The sequence below is a fragment of the Aquimarina algiphila genome, assembly GCF_947494415.1.
GTDB classification, from domain to species: Bacteria; Bacteroidota; Bacteroidia; order Flavobacteriales; family Flavobacteriaceae; genus Aquimarina; species Aquimarina algiphila.
In genome coordinates this window covers 379,155-405,509 of sequence record NZ_CANLVC010000010.1, presented here as the reverse complement: position 1 = coordinate 405,509, position 26,355 = coordinate 379,155, and the positions used below count along the sequence as shown (strand labels likewise).

Sequence of the window (26,355 nt, the reverse complement as noted above, 5' to 3'; positions counted from 1 at the left end):
ATGTAAAGTGTTAAAACTAAGCCCTGAAATCAAGGCTTAGTTTATGATTTATTCTATTATTTAGACCTGATTGTTGGTCTAAATTCTTTATTGTTTCTTTTAAGAATAATTTTATCATCTTTTTCTATAATCTTATAACTCCACAATTCATCAATGATATTGCATCCATGAGATGTGTTTAAGTTTACAACAATATTATAATCAGCGTTATAGTTAAGATAAAAATCATACTGTTCATATCCAATAACATACACATTGCATTTTTTTGGCACAAGAGACTTTTTAACTTTAAAATTAACGACACCATCAACTCCTACTGTTTTAACAACTCCACTACCTAAGTCAATATTCGTACTAGGAATTACTTCATTCTCCTTATTAACTACCTTAATACTAACATATATAGAGTCAGAAGTGTTTTTTTTTCGTTCTATATTGTGATAATTTCCGTAACTTTCTTTTGTTAAATCAAAGTGTAATCGTAATGAGTTTTTATTGATTTCATAATGACCAACTCCATAATCAGAGCCAACATCGCCAAATCGACAATGCCCTTTGTATATGAATTTATTATTTTCTAAAAAAGTAATACAATTATCAACTTTTTGTCCTTTAAAATTCATGCAATACGTTCCCTTTAAATTTTGAGAAAACGATGTAAACGACAACAAAGTTAAAAACACTAAACATTTAAGGGCATTTTTCCCCTCTTGCAGCTGATTTTGCGAGTCTTTCATTTTTTATTATTTTCCTGCTTTTAAAACTACAAGTCAAAATTGGATATAAAACCGGGATGGCTTTTTTCTGGTGGATAAAAATAAAGCGGCAGTATTATTTTTGTCTTTTTTGGAATTTTCAATATCGACCTATAATTATATACTTTTACATTATCCTCCAGACATTTCATTAATTGTTCTTGAATTTCTAAATTATCAAAATTCTTTATTGAATGGACTTTTTCTATAGACAAGTCTTTGTTAATTGTTACTTCGTAAAGAGCAAATCTATCATTTTTAATTTGTACGCCTCTAAATTGTTTTAAACATTCAGAACTAACGCCTACTTTTAAATTATATTCATTCTTGAGATTGAGCTTTTGATTTTTGAGATAATGTAAAACTTGTGTTTGTAACTCTATAGAGCGTTTATGATTTTCATGTGCATTTGGGAACATCTCTTTATTAAATCTTTGATCAATTTGTTGCGCTCCAGAACAATAATTAAAAACAAGCTGTCCTTTTTTATTGTAATCTGCAAAAATTAACCATGTAGAATTTTCCGGAGTTAAAAAAGAACAAGAAGAATTTAATACACTAAATATTCTTAAAGAAGTGGTATTTTTTCCCTTATACAAGTCAAGTATTTCAACTTCAATGTTATGATAATCATTTGATTTATTGTCTTTTGTCACCTTCAAAATTTTCGCACTAGCTATAAAATCACTAAAAATGAATTGATCAATAAGTGGTGTTGAATCACAATCACAAGGGAACAAAAAATTTGAAAAAAATAAAAATGTGATTACCGTTACTATCTGAATTTGTTTCATATCTATAGGTTTTAAGTTACTTAGTTTGCAGGACAAGTTTTGGTTGTTAATTTCATAGATGTAAAGTATTAACTAAGCCCTAATTTCAGGGCTTAGTTTGTTTTTTGTTCTAATCTTTGTAAACATTAACTTAATCTATAGGTTCATTAGAATAAGAAAGTACATCTAACTCATAGCACTCAACAAATTTATTATTTAAGTCAGACTCAAAAATTAAAAAAATGTTTTGTCTTAAATCAGTTTTATATACATTTCCATCTAAATATTCATAATAATAAGATCGTAGACGTATCTGTTTATGTATACTTGTTATATCTAAAGGGTGAATTTGTTGTATAAACTTCTTTAACGGAATAGCATTTCTTTTTCTTATAAAATTTTGCACCATTTCTTTAGGTAATAAATATCTAAACAAATTACGATGACCATTTTCAATATTATAGTGATTCATATTTATTTTCCATTCTCCCTTTTCACCACCTCCAGTTACTCTTAAATCAATTTTAGTGTTTTCAGGTCTATTTGAAATTTTAATTGAATCACTTTCTTTATTTGCAATTAGAAAAAGGCTATTAGAGGGCACTTGAGCATAAACTATGTTTAGTCCAATTATCACATAAAATGGTATAAAACTAATTAACTTCATATCTATAGGTTTTAAGTTACTAATTTGTAGGACAAGTTTTGGTTGTTGCATGAAAATATTCTTGCGTAGCGTCTATTAATCTCTGTTGTTCTTCATCTCCTAAATCTGTCCAAGCTTTTACACCTTGATTTCTTAAACCGCTCCATGCTAAACCTTGATAAAAATCATCTAAAGAAATTGTTCCGTTATTGGTTAGATAATTATAATCGCCAACTAATACGTTTTTATGAAATTCTTTTAGGGTGTTTGCTATTTGATTAACATATAATAGTGCCATTGTACTATGTTGTGGCTTGGGTTCAAAATTAGTCCTTTCAAACTGGTCAAATGTAAGTCTAAAATCAAGTACTTCTTGTGCTTGTTGATCGGCTGCATTCGTTTTTCTAAACATATCGGCATGAATATATTCATGTATTATTGTTCTTGCAACACTTAATGCAGAACGAGATATTGCTTTGTCTATACTTATTTCAATTACAATTATTCCATCTTCTGGAGGATGAGTTTTTCCACTTACTTCTTTCCCGTCGCTTCCAAACACTTTTTGTTTTGAAACAATTTTGATACCAAACTCGCTATTCCCTTCAAAATTAGCCATAATATCTTTAATAAAATTACTTCCTTTTTCTGCAAGAAATTCATGTAAGCATTTTGCTTTACCTGTTAATCCATCACTCACTATTTGCAAGTCTAAATCTACAAATTCCCCTGCCAAATATGCGATTCTTGCCTCGTTTGCAAAAGCTATACTATTTGCTGAAGAATTATTTGCGGTTAAATAATCAAAAATTAAGCCAGTTTCCGTTGGCATATTAATCAACTCGTTTTGTTGCGCAGGATTTAAATTAAGGGCTTGAGAAATATCATACACTTTCTTTCTAAAAGCAAAGTCAAAAGTTTCACCTCTGGCTGTTGCTAAGGCTCCTTCAACCGCATAAGGAATTTGTAACATTGAGGGGAAACTTAAACCATTTGCCCATAAAACACTTCCAACATTATCTTTAAAGTTTACCCAATATGTAGCTTCTCTTAATGTGAAATATTGTTCTTCTATGAGAAAATCAAATAATAAAGCGGTGTCTTCATAACTAAGTATGCCTTGCATATTGATACCATTATCAGACGCTATTTCTTGTATAAATTGACCTACTAGATTAGGTTTTACATTTGTCCTGTCAAGAACCTCAAGCATTTTAGCTAAACCATAATATTCTCTATTGGATGTTAAGCTTCTTTTGATATTAAAAGCGAGGTCTTGGTTTGATGCTGTTTGAAAATTAACAGGTGTTACAGAATTATATGTATAATTAGCATGAGGAAAAGGAGTGTCCGCATTAACCGCATTTAATAAGCTCTCTGACAAATTTAAAGAGTTTTCTTTATAACCTTGATATCCTAAATAATCTTTAACTCTTTTTCTTATATCAGGTTGACTGTTAAAAAAATTAAGCAAGTTATTGTTGTCAAAACCATTTATTGCATAATTAAACAATACTTCATCGTCCGAAGGTGTGTTTCCAAAGACAGGAGGAGAATAGCCTACTTGTGTTGGTTGTGCGCTTGCGCCTGTTCTTGCAAAAAGTGTCTGTAAGTTTTGTGATTCAGTGCCTTCTGCCGTTAAACTATAATCGTCAGCTTCATTAAAAAAAACAAGTGGATTCCCTTCAAAATCTGTTAAATTTTTTGGTGCATCATCAACCCCTGTTGCATTACGAATCATATAGGTAGTCATAAAACGAATAGCAGGTTCATAATCTAAATGATTATAATGTACAACAAGACTACCTGCCAAAAAGTTAGATATGTATCCGTCAGATTGCATACGCAATAAACGACTATTACGAACACCAAATCTATTCGCTGCCTCGCGTTGACTATTTCTAACCCCTAACTGCTCGCTATACAAAGAATTCACTTCATTGTCTGTTATGTCTTTAAGATATCTGTTGCGAAATTTTAAGTCTCCATAATTACCATTTCTTTTTCTGATATCTAATATACTTACAGCAGCAGTAGAAGTTTGTAATGTCGCCTCATTATAGTTTTCTATTGAAGCTATACTCGCTGATAATCTAGAGACATAATTTAAGGCAAGTTGATTGGTTTCAACACGTTTAAAATAGTTCCTTTGAACATCTGTAAAACTTTCAGTGGGTAAGCCACTCATAGCTGTTTTTAACAAGCCTTCCTGACCACGCAACCATTCTTCTTTTGTGTTATTTATGGGTATGGCAAGATTAAAGGCATTAAAATGAAATAATTGAGTACAAAGGCAGCCACTAGTTTCACTGTTTTTTGATTCACAATCAATACAGCTGTCTGTACCGTCATTAGAATATTGTTCTATTTGTGCATATGTAGCGTTTGATATTAGGCAGACCATACCTAATACTAATATTTTATATATAAATTTCATAATTATTATCTTGTATGGTTAGCTTATTCTTTAATTACAGTTTTAGTAAAATACTGCCCGTTTATCCTCATTTGTACAATGTATGTACCACTAGGTAGAGTACTACTATCTATAGTTACAAATTGTAAGCTAGTATCTGAATTATTTTGACTTGGTAAGCTTAGACGTTGTTGTCCAAATAAATCATAAATAGAAATCTGCACTTCTGCTTCTTTATCTAAAGAATAGGTAATGTTAAATTGATTCCCAATAGGGTTAGGTGCTATAGTAGCAAAGTTTTTATCCAGTTCTAAAGGTGTTGATGTTTTTATGTCTGTTTCTGCAATAGCAGCTATTGGGGTAATAGGTGTTTCTTGCGGGTATAAAACAAACCTAATAGGAGTATGTATTCTTTCTTTAAACTCTACAATTTCACTAGATGTAGTCATTTTAACGATTAGTGCTTCTTTTTGGTTAATTGTTTCTTGTTTAAAAAGCAAACTATTAGTTTTATAGGTAAGTGTGTTTTTGTCTGGATGGTCTTGTAATAGGTTTTTTAATGGCGGTACTATCAAAAATTTACCACCTCCTATATTCATTACAAGCTCACTTCCGTGATTAGTGCTTTTTCGAAGGGTTGCATTTACAACTTTTCTTTGATCTTCTATATCTAGCGAAAGAGTAATGTCCTTATGTGTGCCATAATCTTCTTTTGTTGTTATAGATGCTTTGACAGGGACATATTGTTTTACACCAGATGCCGTCCAGTCATAAATTATAAGATGACCATTAAAAATAGTGTTTCCATCGTTAATAACCGTAATGTCATTGTTGTTTGAGTTGTAATTTTCTAAAGAGGCTAAACGTTCCTCTGCTGAAATCGGAATCCATTCATTGTTTTGACTTTGCAACGTTTGAGCTAATGTCGTGCTGTTAAGAATATCATTATCCGTTAAGATTTGTAAAGCTTTTGTTTTGTCCTCTGGAGTACCATAACCAAAATGATGCATGATAGCTAACCAGTGTTTTGCCATTGGATGATTACTCGCTTCAAAGTGGGCTTTAGCTTTATTTATTTGGCTGACGTTTGTAAAATCCTCGTATGAAGTTAAGTTTTTAAGGCTTAAATACCCTAAAATATAATGTACTATGTCTTTTTTATAATCTTGAGCTAACAAAGGCTCAAGATTGTTAGCTATACTTACTGTGTTTACATCGTGTCCTCCTATGTACTTTCTAGTTAATAAATTAATACTATGGGTAAGTACTGCCGGAGGGTATTGGTTATATGATGCCCTAGAAAGGTGCAAAAAAGATAGTTCACGGATACTACCAAAAACTATAGCGTGATCTCCTTTTTTAAGATGAAGTAACCCTTTAGCATAACCAGATGCGGGACTAAGCCTTCCGTAGCCACTCTCTGCACATGGAGTAATAAAACTAATAAGCTCGTCAATAAACGGAGCAGGGTAATCTTTAAAACTATTTTTTAGCTCTAATACGGTTTCTGCTTTTTGATCACATTCGGTTTTTGTGAGTTGCGCAAACGTAGGTTGCGTAAAAGTTAGGGCAAGGCATAACAAGCCCCATATAATGGATTTGTTCATTTGTAATAATTTAAATGGTTATTAATTACACTTCGACAATGCCTGTCCTGAGCTTGTCGAAGGGCTCAGTGTGACATAAAGTATTCAAACCAAACATTGAGCCTTGATTTTATAAATACCTTATATCGAACTTGCGTTATGTTCATATTGGGGTAAAATCAGACCTAAAGTCACAATAAGGTCTGTTAAAGGAGAAACTCCTTTGTGATCAATAACTTGAATACAGCGCTATACTCTTATTGTTTTTTTCTATGTTATGATTTATTATGTGATTCTTCTAGTGAGTGTAATATGGTATCGTTTTCATAAGTTGGATTTTTATTTGTTATTATTTTGTGTTGTTATTCATTGCAATATTAAGATACGCCAGTTTCATTTTTCGGGATTCTGTAAAATGACATTGTTAATTAATCGTTAAAGTCAAACATCACTGAAGAACACTTTTCATCATAGGATTAGGTTTTGAGAAATTGATATATACGTCTATGTCTTAAATGTTAGATTTGTTACGTGTTATTACACGTTTTTTTTAATTATTTGATAGTAACCCCAGAAATTTCCTTGTTCATTGTAATAGTAAAACATGCCATTTTAGAAAATGTGGTTGATCTGGTTTTCTTCAATCTTTTGTGCATTCGAGATATATCTAGATTTCCTGATACCAAAAAAACTTAATAAAAAATTAGCCAGTTTCAAAAAATGAAACTGGTACTATGTATCCTTGTATCATAAAATAAGTATTAATCACTTAAAACCATAAAAGTATGGCATTAGAAAATCTAATTAGTGTTACGTTTACAGAAGACGAATTAAACAAACTCACTAAAGGATTACAGATTGTAAAAGAGGTTTTATCGAATAAAACAGTCAATCTTACTCCAGAACAACGAGGACAGTATGGACGTATTGCTAATCAAAACAAATTGATTGTAGATAAAGCTAAGAATTACATGGAGCAACATCCTGATTGGATTCCTCGATTTTTGGATAAAGAAGAGTTTGATCGCGATTATACTACTCGTAAACAAGTAGAAACTCATGTACAGCAGTTACAGAATTTATCGCAACAATTACTCGATACCAAAACCCTGCTAGATCATGATAACTATACCAATGCATTAAGTTTTTACCGTATGATGCGTTTTTTGGCTGGCGAAAACGAGCCTGGAGCCAAACCTGTATATGAGGATATGAAACTATTATTTAAACGTAGCAGTAGTACTAATAACGATGAAGGCTCTAATACATGATGTTATAGATAGCCAAGATAATATGAAGCTTTACAAAGGTAATTAGAAGGCGTATCATACTCCTTTGAAACACCTACCCAAGTGGTTCGAATGATCAAAAAGGTATTGCGAAGCGATCCTTAGGTAATTCGAACCACCTTTTTTTGGATTGACACTCCTCAATCTATCGCAAAAAACCGTAAACCTATCCCTTTTATCCCATAAAGTATCAAAAAGAAGTTTGAGCATATCGCTTCGAAGCCTGACATTATCCAATCGAAGCGGCACATGATCGGTGCTAATTACCTTTTGTTGGATTGGAGTCTCTTATGAGATAGCTTACCCCCTTGTCGAGAAGGGGTACTATCATTTATACATTATACCAACTTATTGCATTTCTATCTCTTATAACAAAGCACTAATATATAATACTGATCTAATACCGTCTCCCAAAATATAGTCTCAATGTCACTACGGTTCTAATCCCATTATCTTTTTATTAAAAATAGGATTTTTCATAAAATACCATTTTAATCTAAACCCAAGTTCTACGAATTCAAAACCAGCAGCAGTGGCAGAAGCAATGTTACTATATTTACCATAGATATTGGCATTAAACCGCTGAGAAAATTGATGACCAAATTTTCCTTCTGCCCTAAAAGTAGAAGATGCCGGATCATCCTCTACAAATTGTTGACCAAATGCTGCACTTGCACTATAATACCAATTCTTTTGTGGATCACTAACAACTTCTAGGAATACTTCGCCTAGATTAAATTGATCAGGACTAAAATAAATGGTAGGTACCTGATTTTTAAAAGTGATATATTGATAATTGAGCCCTGCCTTTAGCACTGGTTTTTGTAAAATAGAGTAATATAAAGATGTAAATAATAGATTCCTTGTATTCTCATCTGTCTGCGAAGTGTAAATATATTGTGTATACCAGCCTAAATTAAAATTAGTCCCTAAATTATAATTTAGGCTATAATTGTTCATTACAATTTCTCTGTTTAATAAATCTGCATTAAAATTTTGCAATTCTCTCTTGTACCCTATATCTAGGTTTTGTAATCTAAAAGGTTTTGTTTTTAATACTACCTCGGCGACCAACTCTGTATAATCTGCTGTAAATCCATCTGCATTTGTCAATCCTACCTTAGATTGCAAAGAAATATTACCGTTGAATTTATAAAGAGTTCCTAACCAAAAGTCATTCGAAGTTGCTTCATTTCTAGTGACTGTATTTTTTGTTGTTCTATAATCATATTGGGCTTCTGTTTTAAATCTAGTGGATAAGGGAACTTCTACTTTTAAAGTAATGTTTACCGCTTCATTGTCTCCATTATCAAAAGTATATGCCGTTTTCTCCTCTATAAAAGGAGTATGGGATTTTTTTAATGTTTTGATTAGTTTTTCGGTATCTGGTTGTTTAGGATAATACTCCAGGGTTTTAAAAGCATAGGTATAGGATTTGATATCATCTCCAACAGCTCTATATGCGTTTGCAATACCTAAATTACCATCAAAAGAACCCGCTTCTTTTTCTAAAATCGTGTTATAATTTTGAAGACTGGTTTTAAAACGACTAGTATACATCCCGTGAGTTGCGTATAATGCCAGTACTCTCGAATGATCAGGATACAATAGTTGTAATTGATCTATACTTTCTTTAGCATCCTTAAATTTTTTATTCCATAATAGGGCTTGTATATATCGTTCTGCGGTAGACAGATAAAGTGTTTTATCATCATCTTTAAAATGTTCTGCTTTATTTTTTGCTTGACCTGCAATGAATAATGCCTTTTTCTCTTTATTATTCTTATGGGCTACCAAAGCAAGGCCATTTAAAGATAGGATACTATCCTTAGGGCTAACAGCTAAAGCTTTATATGTATCCTCAGCATTTTCGAGATTATTGGTAATAAGGTAAATATTTGCTTTATTTAACTGTGTATCTTTATCATTAGGAAAATCAATCAGGTTTTGATCCAATAGTTGTAGTGCCTCATCATATTTTTTGTCCTGAGCTATTGCATTAGCATACCCCAAACGAACATACTTTCTGGATAACAACGCATTTGCATTTCTTTTCTGTAATTGTAATGCTTTATTCACTAATATTAATGCTTTCTCATATTTCTTGAGATTAGAAAGTGTATTAGCATATCCCAATACTGCCGGGAAACTTGTATCATCCTCTTGAGTTAATTTTTCATAGAAGCTCTCTGCTTTGGTAAATTGACGATCCCAAAGTAGCGATTCTGCATAATTTAATTTAATCTCAAAATCATCTGAATATTCTTGTAATAATGTTGTAAAAATAGATACTGCTTGCTTAGACTCTCCCAAAAGTCCTACTGCTCTCCCATAACATAAACGGGCGGTTTTGTTTTGAGGATATTGTTTTAGAATGTCTTCAAAAAATGTTTTTGCGTTAGCATATTTACCTGTTTCGAGATACTTAAAACCTTCTTGCATATTTTGAGCAAACAAAGATGAAAATGATACCAAAAAAAGGAAGCTATAAAAAAATGGTTTTAAGTGCATTATTTTGTGTACAAGTTGATTAATTATCGTTAAAGTAAGAATAACTAAAAAAATAGCGGGTAAAAACTCAATAAGTTTTATAAACTTTATATTCTACTCAACTCCTTTCTTAAGAAAACAGGTCTTTGTATTAACACAATTTTAAGTAATTATGTAAAAAATCAGGGGAAAAACCCCCTTAATTTAACACAAAAACCCGTTATTAATCTTTCATTTTATTAACATTTGTAAGATTTTACTTTCTTAAAAACAATAAACAAATGTTAAAGTTTCAGTGAAAACCACACGAATATCGACAAAATACACTGTTTTTGGACTTCACATAAACATTTTGTGGTTTTACCGTATTTAACTTTCAAAAACTGGTATTACTTTTACACCGTATTGATCACTAACTATTTATGATCAATTCAAGTTCAAAAGTAAATTCGTCAAAATGTAAAATAGTCTTCAAAAATCCCCAGAAGAATGTTTAACATAATTTAAAAGATCAGGGACCTAATAAAAAGAAAAGGTCACTTTTAAAAATTTAATACTTCTACTACCCCAAGAAGTAGCCCTAAATTTAAAATTGATATGACGAAAATTACCGGAATCATTGTTCCTTGTTATAATGAATATAACAGACTACCAAAGGAAAAATTTTGTAACTTCTTAACTAATAACCCTTCTTACCATTTATGTTTTGTAAACGACGGCAGCTCTGATAATACTTTGGAGATGTTAAATGAACTTAGACAATTCAACCCTCAAAAAATAACTGTACTCAACCTAGAGGTTAATCAAGGTAAAGCTACTGCAGTTCAAACTGGAGCTAATTATCTTGCAGATCTTGATTTTGTAGAAAACATTGCTTTTCTTGATGCTGATCTTTCTACATCATTAGAAGAAATGGATAATTTGGTACAAAAACTAAATAGTAATCCACAATTAACCATGGTCTTTGGATCTAGAAAAGCAGATGAGTCAGCTAACATCGATCGAAATATCATTAGAAAATTCTTATCTAATTTTGTTGGATTCTTCATTCGGTTTATTCTTCAGCTTCCTATAAAGGATACGCAATGCGGAGCCAAAGTATTTAGAAAAAGTATTATCGAGAATGTGTATAGCCAAAAATTCATAAGCAGATGGTTATTTGATATTGAGATTTTCTTAAGGTTAAAAAAACACATTGGATTAAAAGATCTTTTAAATACTATTAGTGAAGAACCACTGGATAGTTGGATCGAAGTAGAAGGTTCTAAAATCACTTTAAAAGACTCTTTCTTGATTCCTATCAATTTATTAGTAATCTGGTTTAGTTACTTAAAAATCAGAACTCGTATCAAAAGTGCTTCAACTATCTTTAATCTTAAAGCAGAATACAATATGGTAAAATAACTACTTTCTTCTTTTTAAAAACCGATTCAACCAAAATTCTAAATCATAAAAAACTGTCTTTAGTTAGTAATCTAACAATTACAAAAAAGACAAACATCAATATATACTATGAAAAAGACCATCATCCTTTTGGTAATTCTTATAGCAAACATTACTTATGCTCAACAACCTTTTGATTGTAATGAAGGGAAGTTTTATCAAGTAATCTCTGGAGCATTGAGATCGTATGACCCTATAACGGGTACGTATTCTGACCCACTCCATACACATTCTGCGTACAATGCAGGAGGATATAACCCTATAGATAACTTTTTATATGCGATAAGAAATAGTGACAAGCATTTATTACGTATTGGAACTGATCTTATAGTAGATCTGGGAGCAGTAGCGCCTAATGGAGGTATCAATTTTGGAGGCGGTTATGCTGCCGATGTTGATAGTGAAGGAAATTTATGGGTCTTTCAAAATTCATTGGATAAACAATCTTTTCATAAGATTATTAATCTACAGAGTTATGATGGTTCATCCTCTCCTGTATTTGAGATTGTAGTTTCTGATCAACCATCGCCAACGCCTTGTGCCGATATTGTATTTATTGATGGCAATCTATATGGTGGTGCCAAAGGAAAAGTATTCAAATGGGATCTTTCCTCGAATACCCCGACTTTTAGTAGTAAAACTGTAACTGATTTACCAAATCATACGTTTGGTGCATGCTATACTGATACCAGTAACAGGTTATACGTATCCAGCAATAATGGAGGATTACATCTGGTAAATGACTATGAAACTGTTACTCCTTATGCCACATTATTAAATAATACCGAGGTTACTAATTCTAATGATGGATTTAAATGTGCTAGTGGTGTATCCCCTATTGATGCTGATCAAGATGAAGTTCTGGATCCTTATGATAAGGATACTGATGGTGATGGAATTCCTGATATCGTAGAAGGTGGTGGTGTTGATCCATATGGAGATGATGATACTGATGGGATTTTTAATTACCTGGATCCTGATTTTGGGAATACTTGTAATAGTGGAGTTTCTCTTGCTTTTGATACCGATCGGGATGGTGTCCCAAATGTATTAGATCTTGATAGTGATAATGATGGGATATTTGACATTGTCGAAGCCGGTTTGGGTAGTTATGATACTAATGGAGACGGTTACTTTAATGCTCAAGATGCTAATTTTGTAGACTCTGATCTCGACGGAATAGCTGATATTGTAGATATTGATCAAACTGGGGTTGCCTTCTATCCCGCTGATACAGATGGTGATTTAATTTATGATCCCTATGATATTGATTCAGATCAAGACGGTATTATTGATCTTATCGAAGGACAAAATAGCCTTAATTTTATCACTCTTTCTGGTTTAGATACAGACAGGGATGGTATGGATGATGCTTTTGATCCTGATCAAGGAGGTACTCCGCAAGGATATATAAATACAGATGGCACAGATAAACCAGATTTTTTAGATACCGATTCTAACAATGATGGCACATTAGATATCGTAGATGGATATGACACCAATAGTGATGGCACAGCCGATACAGTTGCCATAGGAAATGATTTTGATCAGGATGGTTTAGATGATAATTTTGATCTAAAAGAAACTGTATTCGATTCTGATAATGGTAATCAAACTCCGAGTAGTTTTCCTGTATTGAGTATTGGAGAACGATACCAATATCCAGGGACATATGATGGTAATGGAACTCCTAATTATTTAGGAACAAATGAAATATTATCTACAGATTACTTAACGCGAATCAATGACGCATTACCAGAAGGAAATTCTGTCCCTAATCTCAATCCTAACTACATTTATTCTGGATATGATACTAATATCATCATAGAAAATACAACAAATATTTCAGTTACTTTTATCGGTGAAAACACAACTTATAAGAATACACTTGGATTTTACACTTACGACATTAATAATCCTTCTACTACCGCACCTAACCCCGAAGACATAACCATTGTTTTTCCAAACACTTCTGAAGTAGGAAGCGATGGTGGTTTAAATATCGGTAACACTGTGAATTTGGGTAGTTTCCCAACTGATACTGGTATCGCCTGGGTATTACTCGCAGATGGGTGGAATGGCACAGCTATAGATACCGGATTATGGCAAATTTACTCTAATCCAGATTATAACCCAGAATGTGACGAGACATTACGACCGCACAATATCTTATTGGCAGATACTGCTAATGAAACTATTGTTCTTGGTTTTGAAGATACAAGAAGGGACTATCCTGCTGCTGACCATGACTTTAATGATGTATTGTTTCATGTAAGCGCTGATCAATACTCGTCCCTAAAAACTACAAACATCCCCGAACTAACCGAAGAAGGTGTAGTAACATCAGGTAATGATGGTGGGCTAGAAAGTAATGGTGATCTTGCCAACTTGATTGCTAAGAGAAATTTTTTAAGATCAAAAACGAATACAGTATATAATCAAAAGAAATTACAACAACGCTTTGCTCCAGGTGCAAAATCATATAAATCCGGTAGCAAGGACTTGAGTATCTATTTCCCAAAAACTGGCGCTTCAGGAACCGAAACTTCTTTTGTATCTAGTCCAGATGATTTAATTGGTATAACCAATGCAACCTCTGTTTTTTCAATTGATTATTACAATCAAGATCAAAGAGTTGGTGCAGCCTTAGCGATGGCTACCAATGGATCAGTTTATGATCACTCAAAAACGATATGTGATCGACTTAATGGTTCTGTTTTAGAAGATATCAGGACTTTAAAAGTGAGAAATCATACCTTGGTAAACACCAAAATCAGAAGAGTTACCGGAGAAATTGAACAAGCTTTACATTTCTCAGTGAGAATAGATGAATTTCAAAATGAACTCTATAGTTTATGGAATATCGATCAATATCCTGAGGGTGATTATCTCAACTTCCAGATTTGGGGTGGATCTATACCACAAGTAGCTACTATTGCAAATAGCATCATCGACAAATTAATCGATCAAAAGTCATTAGGCAAAACATTTATTCCTATTAATATCCCATCAGTATTTGTACAAAAGGGATTTTATAAAGATGGAAAGCTTGTTCTGGACATTGTAAATAAATCTCAGGTAAGTCAATTTAACTTTAGAGGGAATAAAAGAGCTACAGAATTATCAAATGAAGAGTTAATTATAAAAACTGTAGCATTATCTGGTAAATACAAAGAAACGACCACTATAGAAACTGGGTACTTATTTGATATTGGTTTTGCTATTACTGGTGACGACCCCAATAAGGCAGATGTATTATACTTAGCTGATGGCCCATGGGGAATCGACTTCTTAGAACAAGGAGCAACCATAACCAATTTTGATATTGGTAAAAATACCAAAACTCAAAATAAAGAGAACGAGTATACCGTAGAACGAGATGTTAAGGTAAGCGGTAACCTTAAGGAAACTATGAATTTGTTTAGAAACATCCTTGGTGGTGATCTTACATTAAATGTTTCTGAGTATGAAGCTGTACAATTCGAATTGTTCTCTGATCAGGATGTAGAAGTTATATTAGTTACCAAAGACCTTACTGATTGGAATGAAAGGCTTAGATATACTATAAAGGCTAATGATACAAAACAAAAATACACTATTCCTTTTTCAGACTTTTATAGTAAAGCAAAACAGACTGTTGCAATTGAAGATTTAAGAAGTGTTGTATTCTCTATTCAGGGAGATTATGCAAGTTTCACTTCTTTTGATCTAGAAGTTGCTAAACTTAAGTTTACTACTGATGAAAAAGAACTCGAAGAGGTTACCGATCCTGTTACAATCAATAATAATAATGACATTGAAAACATTATAATAGATGATAGTGAAACTTCCATAATCAACTCTCCAAATCCATTTAGTACACAAACGACAATAAAGATGCCTAAAGAAAATCAAAAAATAACAATTTCTGTAATTGATATGTTAGGTAGAATTGTGCAAGAGGAGGAATTAGGAAGTATAGGAACCCCATCAAAGAATTTTATTTTTACAGCAAAAAATTTAAGACAAGGAGTATATAAATATATCATAAGAGGAGATAACTTCAAAAAGAGGTACGAAGGAAGTTTCCTAATAAAATAACAATCAAAAATTACTATGCTTTATAAAAACATAAGGCATAGTAATTTTATAAAAAAAGGAAGTATCTTTAAGAACATCTATACATCCCCAAAGAATAAAAATTGAACCTAATCAATGGTAATTAATAGCTCTCTTCTAAAAAAACTAAGCGCTGAGCAAAAATTTATGATCAGTGTTATTATCGTTAATGGAGGGAACTATCTATACAATCTGCTTTTAGGTAGAATCTTAGGGCCTGAGGAGTTTGCTGATGCTGCATTATTAATTACCTTCCTTCTAGTATTATCATTTGTAGCGATGACATTTCAATTATCAACTGCAAAATTTTCTGTGATTTTTGAAAAAGAAATATTCAAGAGTTTTATTAATATCACTTATAAATATTCGAGTATTACCGGGATTATTTTTGGAGTTCTCATGATTGTTTTTTCCAAACAACTTCAGGCAATTTTTAATACACAATCTTCGACCATGTTTATCCTCTTTGGAATTGGTGTTCCTATTTATTTTATCATGAGTGTAAATAGAGGAGTTTTTCAGGGAAGTAAAAAATTTGACAGCCTTGCCATTACTTATCAGGGAGAGATGATAAGCAGGCTTACTATTACTCTTATTTTAATTTATACGATTACTACTTTTCAATCTTCTGTTTTAGTAGCTTCAGGTATCGCCATTTCCTTTTTATTTGGTTTGATCCCTTTTCGTTCGAGAGATATAGAAGTAGCCAAAAAACATAAATTACCAAAGGCAGAGTCAAAGTACATTACCAAATTTTTTATCTTAACGGCATTCTACGAACTCACCCAGATCATCATTAATAATAGTGATATTTTGATGGTTAAACACTATTTTGAGACCTATGAAGCTGGATTGTATGCTTCGTTAGCTCTTATCGGCAGGGTGGTATATTTTGTAGCCTGGATGTTTGTCATGCTGTTATTGCCCAAAGTCGTACAAAAACAAAAAGATGGAGAATCTCATGCTCCGATACTATTTAAATATGTACTTTATATCACATTATTGTCTGCAGCAATTGTACTAGGATGCTTCCTATTTCCAGAGTTTGTAATCAATATCATGTTTGGTCCAGAATATATAAGTGTTGCTCCACTACTTTGGAAATACGCTATTGCAACCTCTCTTTTTGCTATTTCTAATATTTTTGCATATTACTTCTTATCCTTAGATCAATATATTCCTGTAATACTATCGGCTTTACTTGGAATTTCTCAGGTAGTATTGATCATATTTTTTCACGACACATTATCAGAAGTTGTTATCATGCAAATCATAGCCATGGCTATTCTTCTCACATTTCAATTATTCTTTTTTATAAGCTATCAAAAATTGTCTAAAAAAGAGCTCAACTAGCGATTAAATCGATTCGTCGAAAGATATCCGCAACTCAACAGAATTGCATCAATAAAAAGAAAAGATTAATTGATCTTTGAAACAATAATAACCTATAAAACAAGATATTATGGCCTTGCAAATTACTAAGAATCACGAAATTTTTGAAATCAAAGGAAGTATAGTTGCAGAAAACGCACAATCCCTTCAACATCATTTTGAGAAGTTATTATTCGATTGTGATAAAGTAATATTATGTATTGATAAAGTTAAGAAAATTGATGCCTTTGGTGTTACCGTATTGACAAAATTATTCAGGAATGCTATGAAAAATAACAAAATATTTTTCATCATAGGAAAAGAAAACAAGAACGTAAGTAATGCTTTTGGCAATGTAAGTTACATCTTAAGAAGTGACTTTGTATAAAATATAACCTCCCCAAAATACCTATATTATGAAACTACAAATTATAAATTCATCTGGAAAATTTGAAATCATAGGAAATTTCACCTTAGAAAACACAGACACAGTAAAGGATAAATTTAACTATTTATTGGATCATTATGAAGAAGTAGTCATGTCTCTTAAAAAAGTAAAAAAAATTGACCAAAAGGCGATAAATGTTTTAAAGGACATTTATGCAAAAGCAAATAGAAGAAGTAAAATACTCTTTGTATTAGGTAAAGAAAACAAAATAATTACCAATGCTTTTAAAAAAAATAAAGTAAGTCATATTTTTAGAGAAGATTATTAATGGTTAGTATAATAATAACTTTTTACAAAAGTTGTCTAAAAAACACCGAAGATGCTTATTATTATAAGATTTCAGTTGCTTTTTTAACAAGGTTATTATAAATTGTATCTCAATTAAATTAAAAAAGACGTACTACCCCATTCGTCCTAAAATCTTGAAACCTATACTACCCCATAAGATTTCTTTACGATTTTAATTCGTCTCAGTCTATTTCAAAGAAAATAACACAAACATTTACAGATGAAATTAGCTATTGTAACTGCCTACCCACCTAGTAAAGTAACCTTAAATGAGTATGCGTATCACCTGGTAAAATATTTTAGACAGCATACAGAGGTCACCGAGGTTATCCTATTAACTGATATTGCTCCAAAAGAGGCTGATGTGCAGTTCGCAGAAAAAGGATGTAAGATTACTGTTAAGCAATGTTGGAAATTTAATAGCTATAGCAATATTTTCTCTGTAATGAAAGCTGTAAAGCAAACAAAACCAGATGCTGTATTGTTTAACCTTCAGTTCATGAAATTTGGAGATAAAAAAATAGCTGCTGCACTTGGGTTATTGCTTCCGAAACGATGTGTTTTAAAGAAAATACCTACCATAGTTCTATTGCATAACATTATGGAACAGGTAGATTTAGAGAGTTCTGGATTCACAAAAAACAAAGTTTTGCAAAAAATTTATAATGGAATTGGAACCATGCTTACACGGTTTATTTTATCTGCTGATATTGTTGCTGTAACCATTGATAAGTATGTACATATCCTAAAAGCAAAATATAAAGTTGAAAATGTAGTACAAATTCCTCATGGAACCTTTGAACTCCCTGAAGAGCCAAAATATATTCTTCCTGAGGGACCATTACAAATAATGACCTTTGGAAAATTTGGCACCTACAAAAAGGTTGAGATTATGATCGAAGCGGTCGAAAAAATCCGTTCAAGAACAGATGCTAATCTCGAGATTGTAATTGCAGGAACTGATAACCCAAACGTTCCTGGATATTTAGAATCAATGAAAAAGAAGTACGCTCATGTACCTCAACTCACATTTACTGGTTATGTAGATGAAGCCGATGTACCTCGTATTTTTACTGAAAGCGCTATGGTTGTATTCCCTTACACTTCTACTACCGGTAGTTCTGGAGTATTACATCAAGCGGGGAGCTATGGAAAAGCTGTAGTGATGCCAGATTTGGGTGATCTAAGTATTTTAGTAAAAGATGAAGGGTATCAAGGAGAGTTTTTTGATGCCGAAAGTGTAGATAGCTTAGCTGATGCTATAGAAAAAATTGTTTTAGATCCCGAATATCGGAATGTATTAGAAAAAGCAAATTATAAAGCAGCAACAGCCTATCCAATGAGTAAAATTACTAACATGTATATAGACCAGTTTACATCTATAAAAGAAGAAAAAAAACCTAAGGTTAAAAAGACATATGAACAAGCATCCTTGTAAAATATATCTTTAATTATAATATCCAAAAAGCGGAAAGATCTTCGATACTTTCCGCTTTTTCAATAATGTAAATAAGTTTATAATACTGTTGTCTATTTAATACACAAACCTCAATGCTGTTCTATCCGAAGCTGTAAATGGACGATCAGTTCCTCCACTACATGCTAGCATCCAAGAACCAGCTTCTGCTCCTCTAGGTGTCCCTGGAACAAATAATGCTCCTAAACGACCTTCTGGATCAAAATCTCCACCACAACTAAAGGAGCGATCTGCAAAATCTGTATGACGAAAACCAATGGCATGACCAATCTCATGCGCAATAACGGTAGGAGCATCTGCACGTACACTTGTACCTCCAAATACCCGAGAATTTAATACGATCGGAGTAGCAGGTCTTTCATTTCTTGGAAATCCAGCACTTCGACCTAAAACAGTACCTCCTCTTGGGGTATTGGGTATGTTTTCTGATAATATTGCAATATCAGAACTACCTTCCTGAAAAGTTCTTCTAAATGTAAGATTTAAATCCAACTCGTTATAGCGAAGTAATGCCTCATTAAAAGCAGCTACCATCGTTGAACTAAAATCGGGGTCCAAAAACACATCAATGGTAACTGCCCTATTCCTTGGTAATAGATTAGGAGTTACATAGTGCTTTTGATTCACTCCATTAGTTTCTGCCTTTTTGTTCTCTAAAAGGTCATCAATCATTTCCTTATTTAAGAAAATATCTCCTTCTATAACAAAACCATTTTGTCCATTCATTTCAGTTTTATACATACCTTCAGTACTAAAACCTAAAGATTTGATTTGAGAAGCAACTAATAGTTGTTCAGTTTCTTCTACGTTATCTTTTTCTGATTCACAAGATACCAAACCTAGGGTAGCTAAACCTAGACAGGCATAAAAAGCAATTTTTTTCATAATGTAAAAAGTTTGAGTTTATGTTTAAATTATGAGTCGAATATATGGAAATTCAAAAAACAAAAAAATTAACAACCCCAGTAATAGCGGGTGGTTTAAGGTGTAACAAAACCTTTTCGTAAGAATGGATATCCCGTAAAAACATAACAATCCTATAGAATTACTATAATTGAAAAACTAACAATCATCTATTTGATTACTGATAAGTTAGGCAGCATAAAATAAAGTTTTGAAAAGGAAAAATATTAAACTTTAAAAAATGTTAAAAAAAGGGTTAGCATTATTGTATTCGGTCGAATTCCTAGAACAAAATTTAACTTTCTAACTTAAACATTAACATATAATTTTGTTAATTTATATTCAGATTCTCAAACCCCAGGTCTTTTTACATAATTTAGATGAGTCTTTTATGCTTTTAGTTTGCAATAAATTCAAAAGCAGGTTTCTTATTTCCATTGCGATCTATAAACCCAAAATGCTTTTGTTTATGTTTTCGCCAGGGTAATTTTCCGACAACAGCACTCGGAACTTCTTCAAAATCATATAATGTCCAAGAAAGAAAGTGTATATTTTCTTGTTTAATTATCTCTTGAAATTGTTTATGATACTCTGCTTGTCCTTTTTCTGAAGGACCAAACGGACTCCAAAACCCTCTGCTTGACGGTAATCCAAATTCTTGTAATACCATCGGTTTATTTATTTGGGTATTCAATTGATTATAGGCTTCGATAAAATTATTGATATCCCTATAGTAATGAAAAGACACAATATCTATTTCTTCTTTCAGTAAACTTGCAGATTCTACATCAGACCACCCGATTGTAACCAGATGATTTGGATCAAATTGCCTTATTTGTGATATCATTTCCTTTAACCATGCTACTACATTTTCTTTCCCTCTACTCTCAAAGTCTAAATTAGGTTCATTCTTTATATCCCATGCAAGAATAGCTTCATGATCTGCCAAAGCAGTTACAATTTGTTCTGCATGTCTATGTGTTAATGTCCAATCTAACACAGAATAATTTCCGTAAAAATCAAATAGCGTAACAATAACTTTAAGTTTTTTATCCTTGGCTTTATCAAGTACTTGTCTTAGTTTATCTAATTTTTCGGTTTCAACTTTTGCTTTACCAAAACCCTCATACGGCACAAAAATTCGAATCGTATTTAAGCCCGAATCATTAATAATATCAAAATCCTTAGCGATCACATCAATATCAAAATCATCTCCAAACATATTCCATGGTGTTTTCTGGGGATAATAATTTATTCCTTTAATTTGATATTCTTGATTCTCTATAACAATCTTACCCTCTATCACTCTGGCCAAAGTTTTGTTTTGTAATATTGTATCTAATGGTCGGGGTTCTTCTTTTACTATATGACGGATACGCCAGAACCCATCTTCTAACATTAACATAACCTGATAATCTGATCGTAGTTCTGCTTCGAGCAGTACTTCATCACCTTTGTAAACTCTTTGATATTCTTTTACATTTGTATCAGATAATACTGCCAATTGCCCATCTGCACTATAAAAATCTAATGCAATGTTGTGATGAATCGTTGTACCATGTATTGAGATATCTTTCTTTTTATTAGAACCTATTGATTTTAAGAGGTTTTGCCGAGCACTTTTGGTATAATAATCTTCTATTCCTTCTTTTTTATTTGTTTGATATGCCGCATTACGTATATACCAGGCATTAAGATAATCGTGTTCTATATCGAGCAATGTTTGTTTTTCTATTGGACGTCCCGGGTTTATGGTATCCTTCCATTCTAATTTAGGTAAATACACCTGCTCTTTGCTCACTGCTAGATGAAGCATAGAAGTTCTATCTGCTCCTGTGTTAAGATATGATAGTACTTGGCTAATTCCGAAAAGTACCAAAACAACAATACCTATAAAGGAAATGATAATAAACGATCTATATATATTTCTGTTCCAACTTGTCATTGTAGTATTGTCTTCTTATATTCTTTTTGAACTCCTAAAGCTTTAATTTGAATATCGTAACTACCAGAAGGATAAAAACCTTCTTGAAGTAAAAATCTAACTATTCCTTCTGAAGTAGTTTTGATCTTGGTATCGATTTTTTTTTGTTCCTTAAAAATATCCATCCTCACCATAGCTCCATCTGGAATTAATTGCTCCATAAAACTCTGTAATGGCCCTATGATAATCTCACGATTATTATTGTTGAATTGCACGTTAAAATCCTCCAAAACCTGGGTATATGTTATGCTTAGCGTATTACTTTCTGCCATTCCCTGCACATAAGCTTTAACCTCCCAGGTTTCTTTTTTATCTGGGTGTAACATTTTGGCAATTGCCTGTCCATTAATTGTACTTCCCTGGGTGTGCAACATTACTCCCTTTGTATCCTTAATTACAAAATCCACCAATGTACCATCGCTTATAACGTTATCATATTCGTCCTTTATCTCAGAGGTAATAAATTGAGTAATTTGATTTCCATCAGCATACATATGTTTACGTTTACTGCGTATTTGAAAATTTTCGGGTAACGCAGGGAATACATCAACAGAAAATTCTTTAGAAACTTTTTTATTTACCTTAGAAAATAATAATAATCTTCCCGATGGATTGTATGAGAATATATTCGTCCATCCTATCATGTCTTTACTATATATGATCCTTTCTTTTTCTGTCTCTAAGAATTGATGCTTCATCACTATTGCAGTGCTATCTGGTAATGGATTATCATAAGCATCTGTCGGGACAACCACATGCATCGTATAATCTTTTCCACCTGCTATGATACTTGGCGGACCAATATAAGATTCTAGATATATTTGGGTTGTTTCATTTGAAGTAATTTGTATTTCTCCTTGAGTAAGTATTTTGGATTGATAAAACAATGTATACGTTACTATTCCTTTTTTATTTGCTATAAACGAAGGAATTGTAAATTGACTCCCTTGGTGTGTATCTGGATTGATAACTGTGCTTCCATAAGATGAATGTACAAAAAGCTGAGTTTCTGAAGGTATATTAAGTTTAAACTTAAGTATAATGATGCTTCCTGCATTAAACATCGTTTTTTTTGTGATTAAAGCAGCCGAAACCTCCTCTGTCTTCTCCAAAACAGTTGTAAATGCTATACTTATACACAGTACCAGTACAATTAAAAGAGGAGTTATATGTCGTAGTTTCACCTTCATTATTTAGGGGCTCCTATATATGTATTGATTTCTAATTTTATATAACTAAATCCTTTTCCATCTACTGATATCATTGATGCAAATTGATGATCATATTTTCGTTCGGGGACTACTTTATCACTAATGACAGTATTTGACAAGCCATTTACAAAAACATTCTTTAGATTGTTTTCTCCTTTTTCTATTTCTGACAAGTTTAAAAATCTATAGTCAAAATACTGTTTTCGCTGTGGTCGAATACCTTCTGGAAGATATTGGTGATCTACCCATATTAATTCTTTATTTTCATCATAGTAGGAGATTAATAATAAGGGGATTGTAACTTCTTGCAAACCCGAATTAAACAAAACTCCTTCAACATGATCTTTTTGAACAGAAAGTTCATTAATCGCAACTCCCTTATATAAGTCTACAGTGGCTACATTTCCTGCACATTGTAAATCAAATGTATTTGGTTTGTCTTCAAAATCCATAGGGGTAAATTCGTCTGGATTAAAGGTTTCTGGCTTACGTTCTTTTTGATCCACCCATGCGATTCCTTCAAAATTAACACGAAAACTAGTGGTCTCTTTTGGTATCAATTTATGCTTCATTTGATGTTTGGCATTATACCTTGCCAATAGTATATCGTTTTCATATAATGTACCGGTTATAACAACATCTGCCGGTACATTATCAATATTTTGCAATTCACCTATAATCACATGTCGCCCCTCATAAGTGACAATCTTTGCAGACAACACTTCTAAAACTGGTTGTTTTAATACATCTTCATGATATGTTTGCTCTGAGCTTATTCTGCGTCTTCCGTGGTTATGATATTCTGCAGTATTTTCTACAAATAATTGATCTGGAGGAATATCCAAATCATAGAGAGATGGTTTTACAAACCATTTTTTATTCTTTTTCACCAATTCATGATAGAATGTTTTATCTATCTTTTCTAAAGGCGTAATCCAACTCGTTAGCGCTTTTACTTTGGCTGTACTATCAGTCTTGTCTGTTATATTTACTTTAATCTCATCCAGTTTTGCATACGAACTTAACAAACCATCAGTAACAGCAATCTCTAACATAAATTGATCTTTGGTTTTATCACTACTGGGATCCAGGTAGGAATACGCACGTTCAAATTCCTTAAAATCCAATGCATCATAATAGGATTCTGTTACGTTAACCGGACTAATTTGCTTTGCATTTTTTATATATAATTTATAAAACCCTATTCCAAAAACAATAATCATTACACCTCCCCATAGATGAGATATTTTTAAAATTCCTTTATGAAACCCTTCATAAGGAATTCCGAATTTAAAATAAACAGGAAAGCTCTTTTGTTTTGATTTTAATCCATGAATCCAAATCAATTGTATATTAATAATGAATGCAAACAACACAGTTCCAACAGGAATAAGGCCCCACATCAGTTTTTGAAACATCGGAACATCTTCTTTGGGTAAAATACTGGATAATGGAGGTACATTTAATTTTTCCCAAACCATAATTCCATTTTCTAACTGTCGTAACCTTTGCCATCCACAGAAATACAAAATAGGATCATAAAATTTATCATTAGAGAATACATACTTTAAATTGTATTTCTCGGGTACGGTAAGAAATTGCTGTAAAGAACCTATTCCTTCTACCCCTCTAAACTTAGAATTCTCTAGTCGTTCAACTGCTCTTGTAGTTAACTCTGGCAATCTACGTGCAGAGTGATAATTTCCATCAACCGTCATTGCATTAGTCTGAGCAGATAGCCATGCCATTTGATCTCCGAATCCCAAAGGTAAATACCTCCAATGATCATGTTGATCTTGTTGTAAAAAATTAAGAATGGGTAGCATTTTAATTTTTTGAGGCTGAAAAGGTCTAAAATACCCAAGACTCATAGTAAAGAAAACAATGAATACAAAAGTCCCCATAAATAAACCTCCTAAAATTCTGCGATATACCCCACCATATCTATCCTGAATACTTTTTTTAAGATCACCCTCTATAAAACGATAACCAAATTCCCCAAAAATAGGTAATGCCATAATCGATGCCCACAATGTAAACCTGTCCAGTGTAAGAATATTAAAGGCATTTTCTCCTAACATCATTCTAGGTATTGGTGTTGTTCCACCTGTTCCTAAAATTGTTAAAAGGGTAAATGATAAACCAAAAAACAAATATCGTTTACTATAAAATCGATACCATACATAAGGAAGAATAAACAATAAAATTCCCCATGGAATTAAAAAAAACACTAGCCCAGAAGAAGTAACTTCAAAAAAATTATCTCTTGAACCATGAGGGATAGGTACCTGGGTAATAGGATTGTTTTTGGTGTTAATCCAATACGGAAGAATACAAATTATGATTAACAATAATGATCCAAAACCAAAGCTTACAATTCTTTTAAAAAGAGACAGAAATGTTTTAAAGAACAATAAAAACCTAACTTCTTTATATGAATTTACCTGCTCTCTGGATGCATCCATAATGATCATTCCTATTAACGGGAAAATAAAAAATACCATCCCAAAAATTGGAGTCACATGATGAGAAGTAACTGTTACTGCAAGAAGACTTAAAGCATTTACTAAATACTTATACTTACCAACTTTTATCCAAAGATAAATTTCTGGCAATGCATGAAGTAAAATAGAAAGTCCGATTATACTAGGAAGTTGACCAAAAACGTGTAGTGTTTCTATAAAAGTAGAAGAAAACACTGCAAAGATAGCTGTATACCCGGCAACATTCCTATTTGATGTTAGCACCAAAGCAAAACGATATATTCCTGTTATAAAAAGAATAATCCCAATAATAGCAACAGTAAACAGACCAAACTTTAATCCACCTATGTATGACAGTAATCCAATACTTTGATGTACCAAAGGTGGATATCCCATGACTGTAAATCCAGTATACCAACTGTAATTCCAAGGTTCGAACCAGTTATTTGCATAATGGTTTCCAAAAAAAAGATGAATCAGTGCGTCATAGGTAGACTCTAATGTAAAAAATATTGAAGTACCATGAAAGATTACTCCAACCAGTAATGCACTAATTAAATACTTATTTGTGGATTTATCCATAAAGACTCGCCGTAGTTTTCGATTTAAATATACAACAAAGGTTTGGGTTTAGACGAATGGTATGTCTTTCGATAAAAACCATTCGTCGATAGCAATTTTCTGCTCACCGAAA

17 protein-coding genes are annotated in these 26,355 nt (G+C 32.3%); 7 read left to right on the top strand and 10 right to left on the bottom strand.

Annotated elements, in window-relative coordinates:
- Nucleotides 1-56 precede the first annotated feature (56 nt).
- The 5 genes from PQF96_RS25325 to PQF96_RS25305 all read right to left on the bottom strand — a co-directional run bounded on the left by PQF96_RS25325 (nucleotide 57) and on the right by PQF96_RS25305 (nucleotide 6,197).
- The gene (locus PQF96_RS25325; RefSeq protein ID WP_143915650.1) at nucleotides 57-737 is read right to left on the bottom strand and encodes a hypothetical protein; all 681 of its coding nucleotides are present in this window, start codon (nucleotides 735-737) and stop codon (nucleotides 57-59) included.
- Between the two features lie 26 nt (nucleotides 738-763).
- Entirely contained in the window at nucleotides 764-1,549 is a 786-nt protein-coding gene (locus PQF96_RS25320) for a hypothetical protein (protein WP_271769551.1), read from the bottom strand.
- 130 nt (nucleotides 1,550-1,679) lie between these two features.
- The gene (locus PQF96_RS25315) at nucleotides 1,680-2,195 is read right to left on the bottom strand and encodes a hypothetical protein (protein ID WP_271769548.1); all 516 of its coding nucleotides are present in this window, start codon (nucleotides 2,193-2,195) and stop codon (nucleotides 1,680-1,682) included.
- Nucleotides 2,196-2,214: 19 nt separating this feature from the next.
- Nucleotides 2,215-4,611: a hypothetical protein gene (locus PQF96_RS25310; protein WP_271769545.1), complete on the bottom strand. Its 2,397-nt coding sequence runs from the start codon at nucleotides 4,609-4,611 to the stop codon at nucleotides 2,215-2,217.
- A gap of 23 nt (nucleotides 4,612-4,634) precedes the next feature.
- Entirely contained in the window at nucleotides 4,635-6,197 is a 1,563-nt protein-coding gene (locus PQF96_RS25305; RefSeq protein ID WP_271769543.1) for a T9SS type A sorting domain-containing protein, read from the bottom strand.
- A 764-nt stretch (nucleotides 6,198-6,961) separates the two neighbouring features.
- Here PQF96_RS25305 and PQF96_RS25300 point away from each other — a divergent pair.
- Nucleotides 6,962-7,447, top strand: coding sequence for a hypothetical protein (locus tag PQF96_RS25300; protein WP_143915791.1), 486 nt, complete (start codon nucleotides 6,962-6,964; stop codon nucleotides 7,445-7,447).
- Nucleotides 7,448-7,897: 450 nt separating this feature from the next.
- Here PQF96_RS25300 and PQF96_RS25295 read toward each other — a convergent pair whose 3' ends face one another.
- Entirely contained in the window at nucleotides 7,898-9,907 is a 2,010-nt protein-coding gene (locus PQF96_RS25295; RefSeq protein WP_271769540.1) for a tetratricopeptide repeat protein, read from the bottom strand.
- Nucleotides 9,908-10,552: 645 nt separating this feature from the next.
- Here PQF96_RS25295 and PQF96_RS25290 point away from each other — a divergent pair.
- The 6 genes from PQF96_RS25290 to PQF96_RS25265 all read left to right on the top strand — a co-directional run bounded on the left by PQF96_RS25290 (nucleotide 10,553) and on the right by PQF96_RS25265 (nucleotide 19,041).
- The gene (locus tag PQF96_RS25290) at nucleotides 10,553-11,359 is read left to right on the top strand and encodes a glycosyltransferase (RefSeq protein ID WP_271769537.1); all 807 of its coding nucleotides are present in this window, start codon (nucleotides 10,553-10,555) and stop codon (nucleotides 11,357-11,359) included.
- Between the two features lie 108 nt (nucleotides 11,360-11,467).
- On the top strand, nucleotides 11,468-15,478 hold the full coding sequence (locus PQF96_RS25285; RefSeq protein ID WP_271769535.1) for a DUF6923 family protein: 4,011 nt from the start codon (nucleotides 11,468-11,470) through the stop codon (nucleotides 15,476-15,478).
- Between the two features lie 165 nt (nucleotides 15,479-15,643).
- Nucleotides 15,644-16,849, top strand: coding sequence for an oligosaccharide flippase family protein (locus PQF96_RS25280; RefSeq protein WP_271769532.1), 1,206 nt, complete (start codon nucleotides 15,644-15,646; stop codon nucleotides 16,847-16,849).
- Between the two features lie 109 nt (nucleotides 16,850-16,958).
- Nucleotides 16,959-17,255, top strand: coding sequence for an STAS domain-containing protein (locus PQF96_RS25275; RefSeq protein ID WP_271769530.1), 297 nt, complete (start codon nucleotides 16,959-16,961; stop codon nucleotides 17,253-17,255).
- 28 nt (nucleotides 17,256-17,283) lie between these two features.
- A complete protein-coding gene (locus PQF96_RS25270) occupies nucleotides 17,284-17,583 on the top strand; it encodes an STAS domain-containing protein (protein ID WP_271769527.1) in 300 nt (99 codons plus the stop codon).
- A gap of 240 nt (nucleotides 17,584-17,823) precedes the next feature.
- Nucleotides 17,824-19,041, top strand: coding sequence for a glycosyltransferase (locus PQF96_RS25265; protein WP_271769524.1), 1,218 nt, complete (start codon nucleotides 17,824-17,826; stop codon nucleotides 19,039-19,041).
- Between the two features lie 96 nt (nucleotides 19,042-19,137).
- Here PQF96_RS25265 and PQF96_RS25260 read toward each other — a convergent pair whose 3' ends face one another.
- The 4 genes from PQF96_RS25260 to PQF96_RS25245 all read right to left on the bottom strand — a co-directional run bounded on the left by PQF96_RS25260 (nucleotide 19,138) and on the right by PQF96_RS25245 (nucleotide 26,243).
- Nucleotides 19,138-19,965, bottom strand: a complete 828-nt coding sequence (locus PQF96_RS25260) for a M57 family metalloprotease (RefSeq protein ID WP_109433976.1) — start codon at nucleotides 19,963-19,965, stop codon at nucleotides 19,138-19,140.
- 415 nt (nucleotides 19,966-20,380) lie between these two features.
- Nucleotides 20,381-21,928, bottom strand: a complete 1,548-nt coding sequence (locus PQF96_RS25255) for a cellulase family glycosylhydrolase (RefSeq protein ID WP_271769521.1) — start codon at nucleotides 21,926-21,928, stop codon at nucleotides 20,381-20,383.
- Complete coding sequence (locus PQF96_RS25250; RefSeq protein ID WP_235010877.1) at nucleotides 21,925-23,157, bottom strand: hypothetical protein; 1,233 nt, start codon at nucleotides 23,155-23,157, stop codon at nucleotides 21,925-21,927. The genes PQF96_RS25255 and PQF96_RS25250 overlap by 4 nt, the downstream gene beginning before the upstream one ends.
- The gene (locus PQF96_RS25245) at nucleotides 23,157-26,243 is read right to left on the bottom strand and encodes a hypothetical protein (RefSeq protein WP_109433978.1); all 3,087 of its coding nucleotides are present in this window, start codon (nucleotides 26,241-26,243) and stop codon (nucleotides 23,157-23,159) included. The genes PQF96_RS25250 and PQF96_RS25245 overlap by 1 nt, the downstream gene beginning before the upstream one ends.
- Nucleotides 26,244-26,355 lie beyond the last annotated feature (112 nt).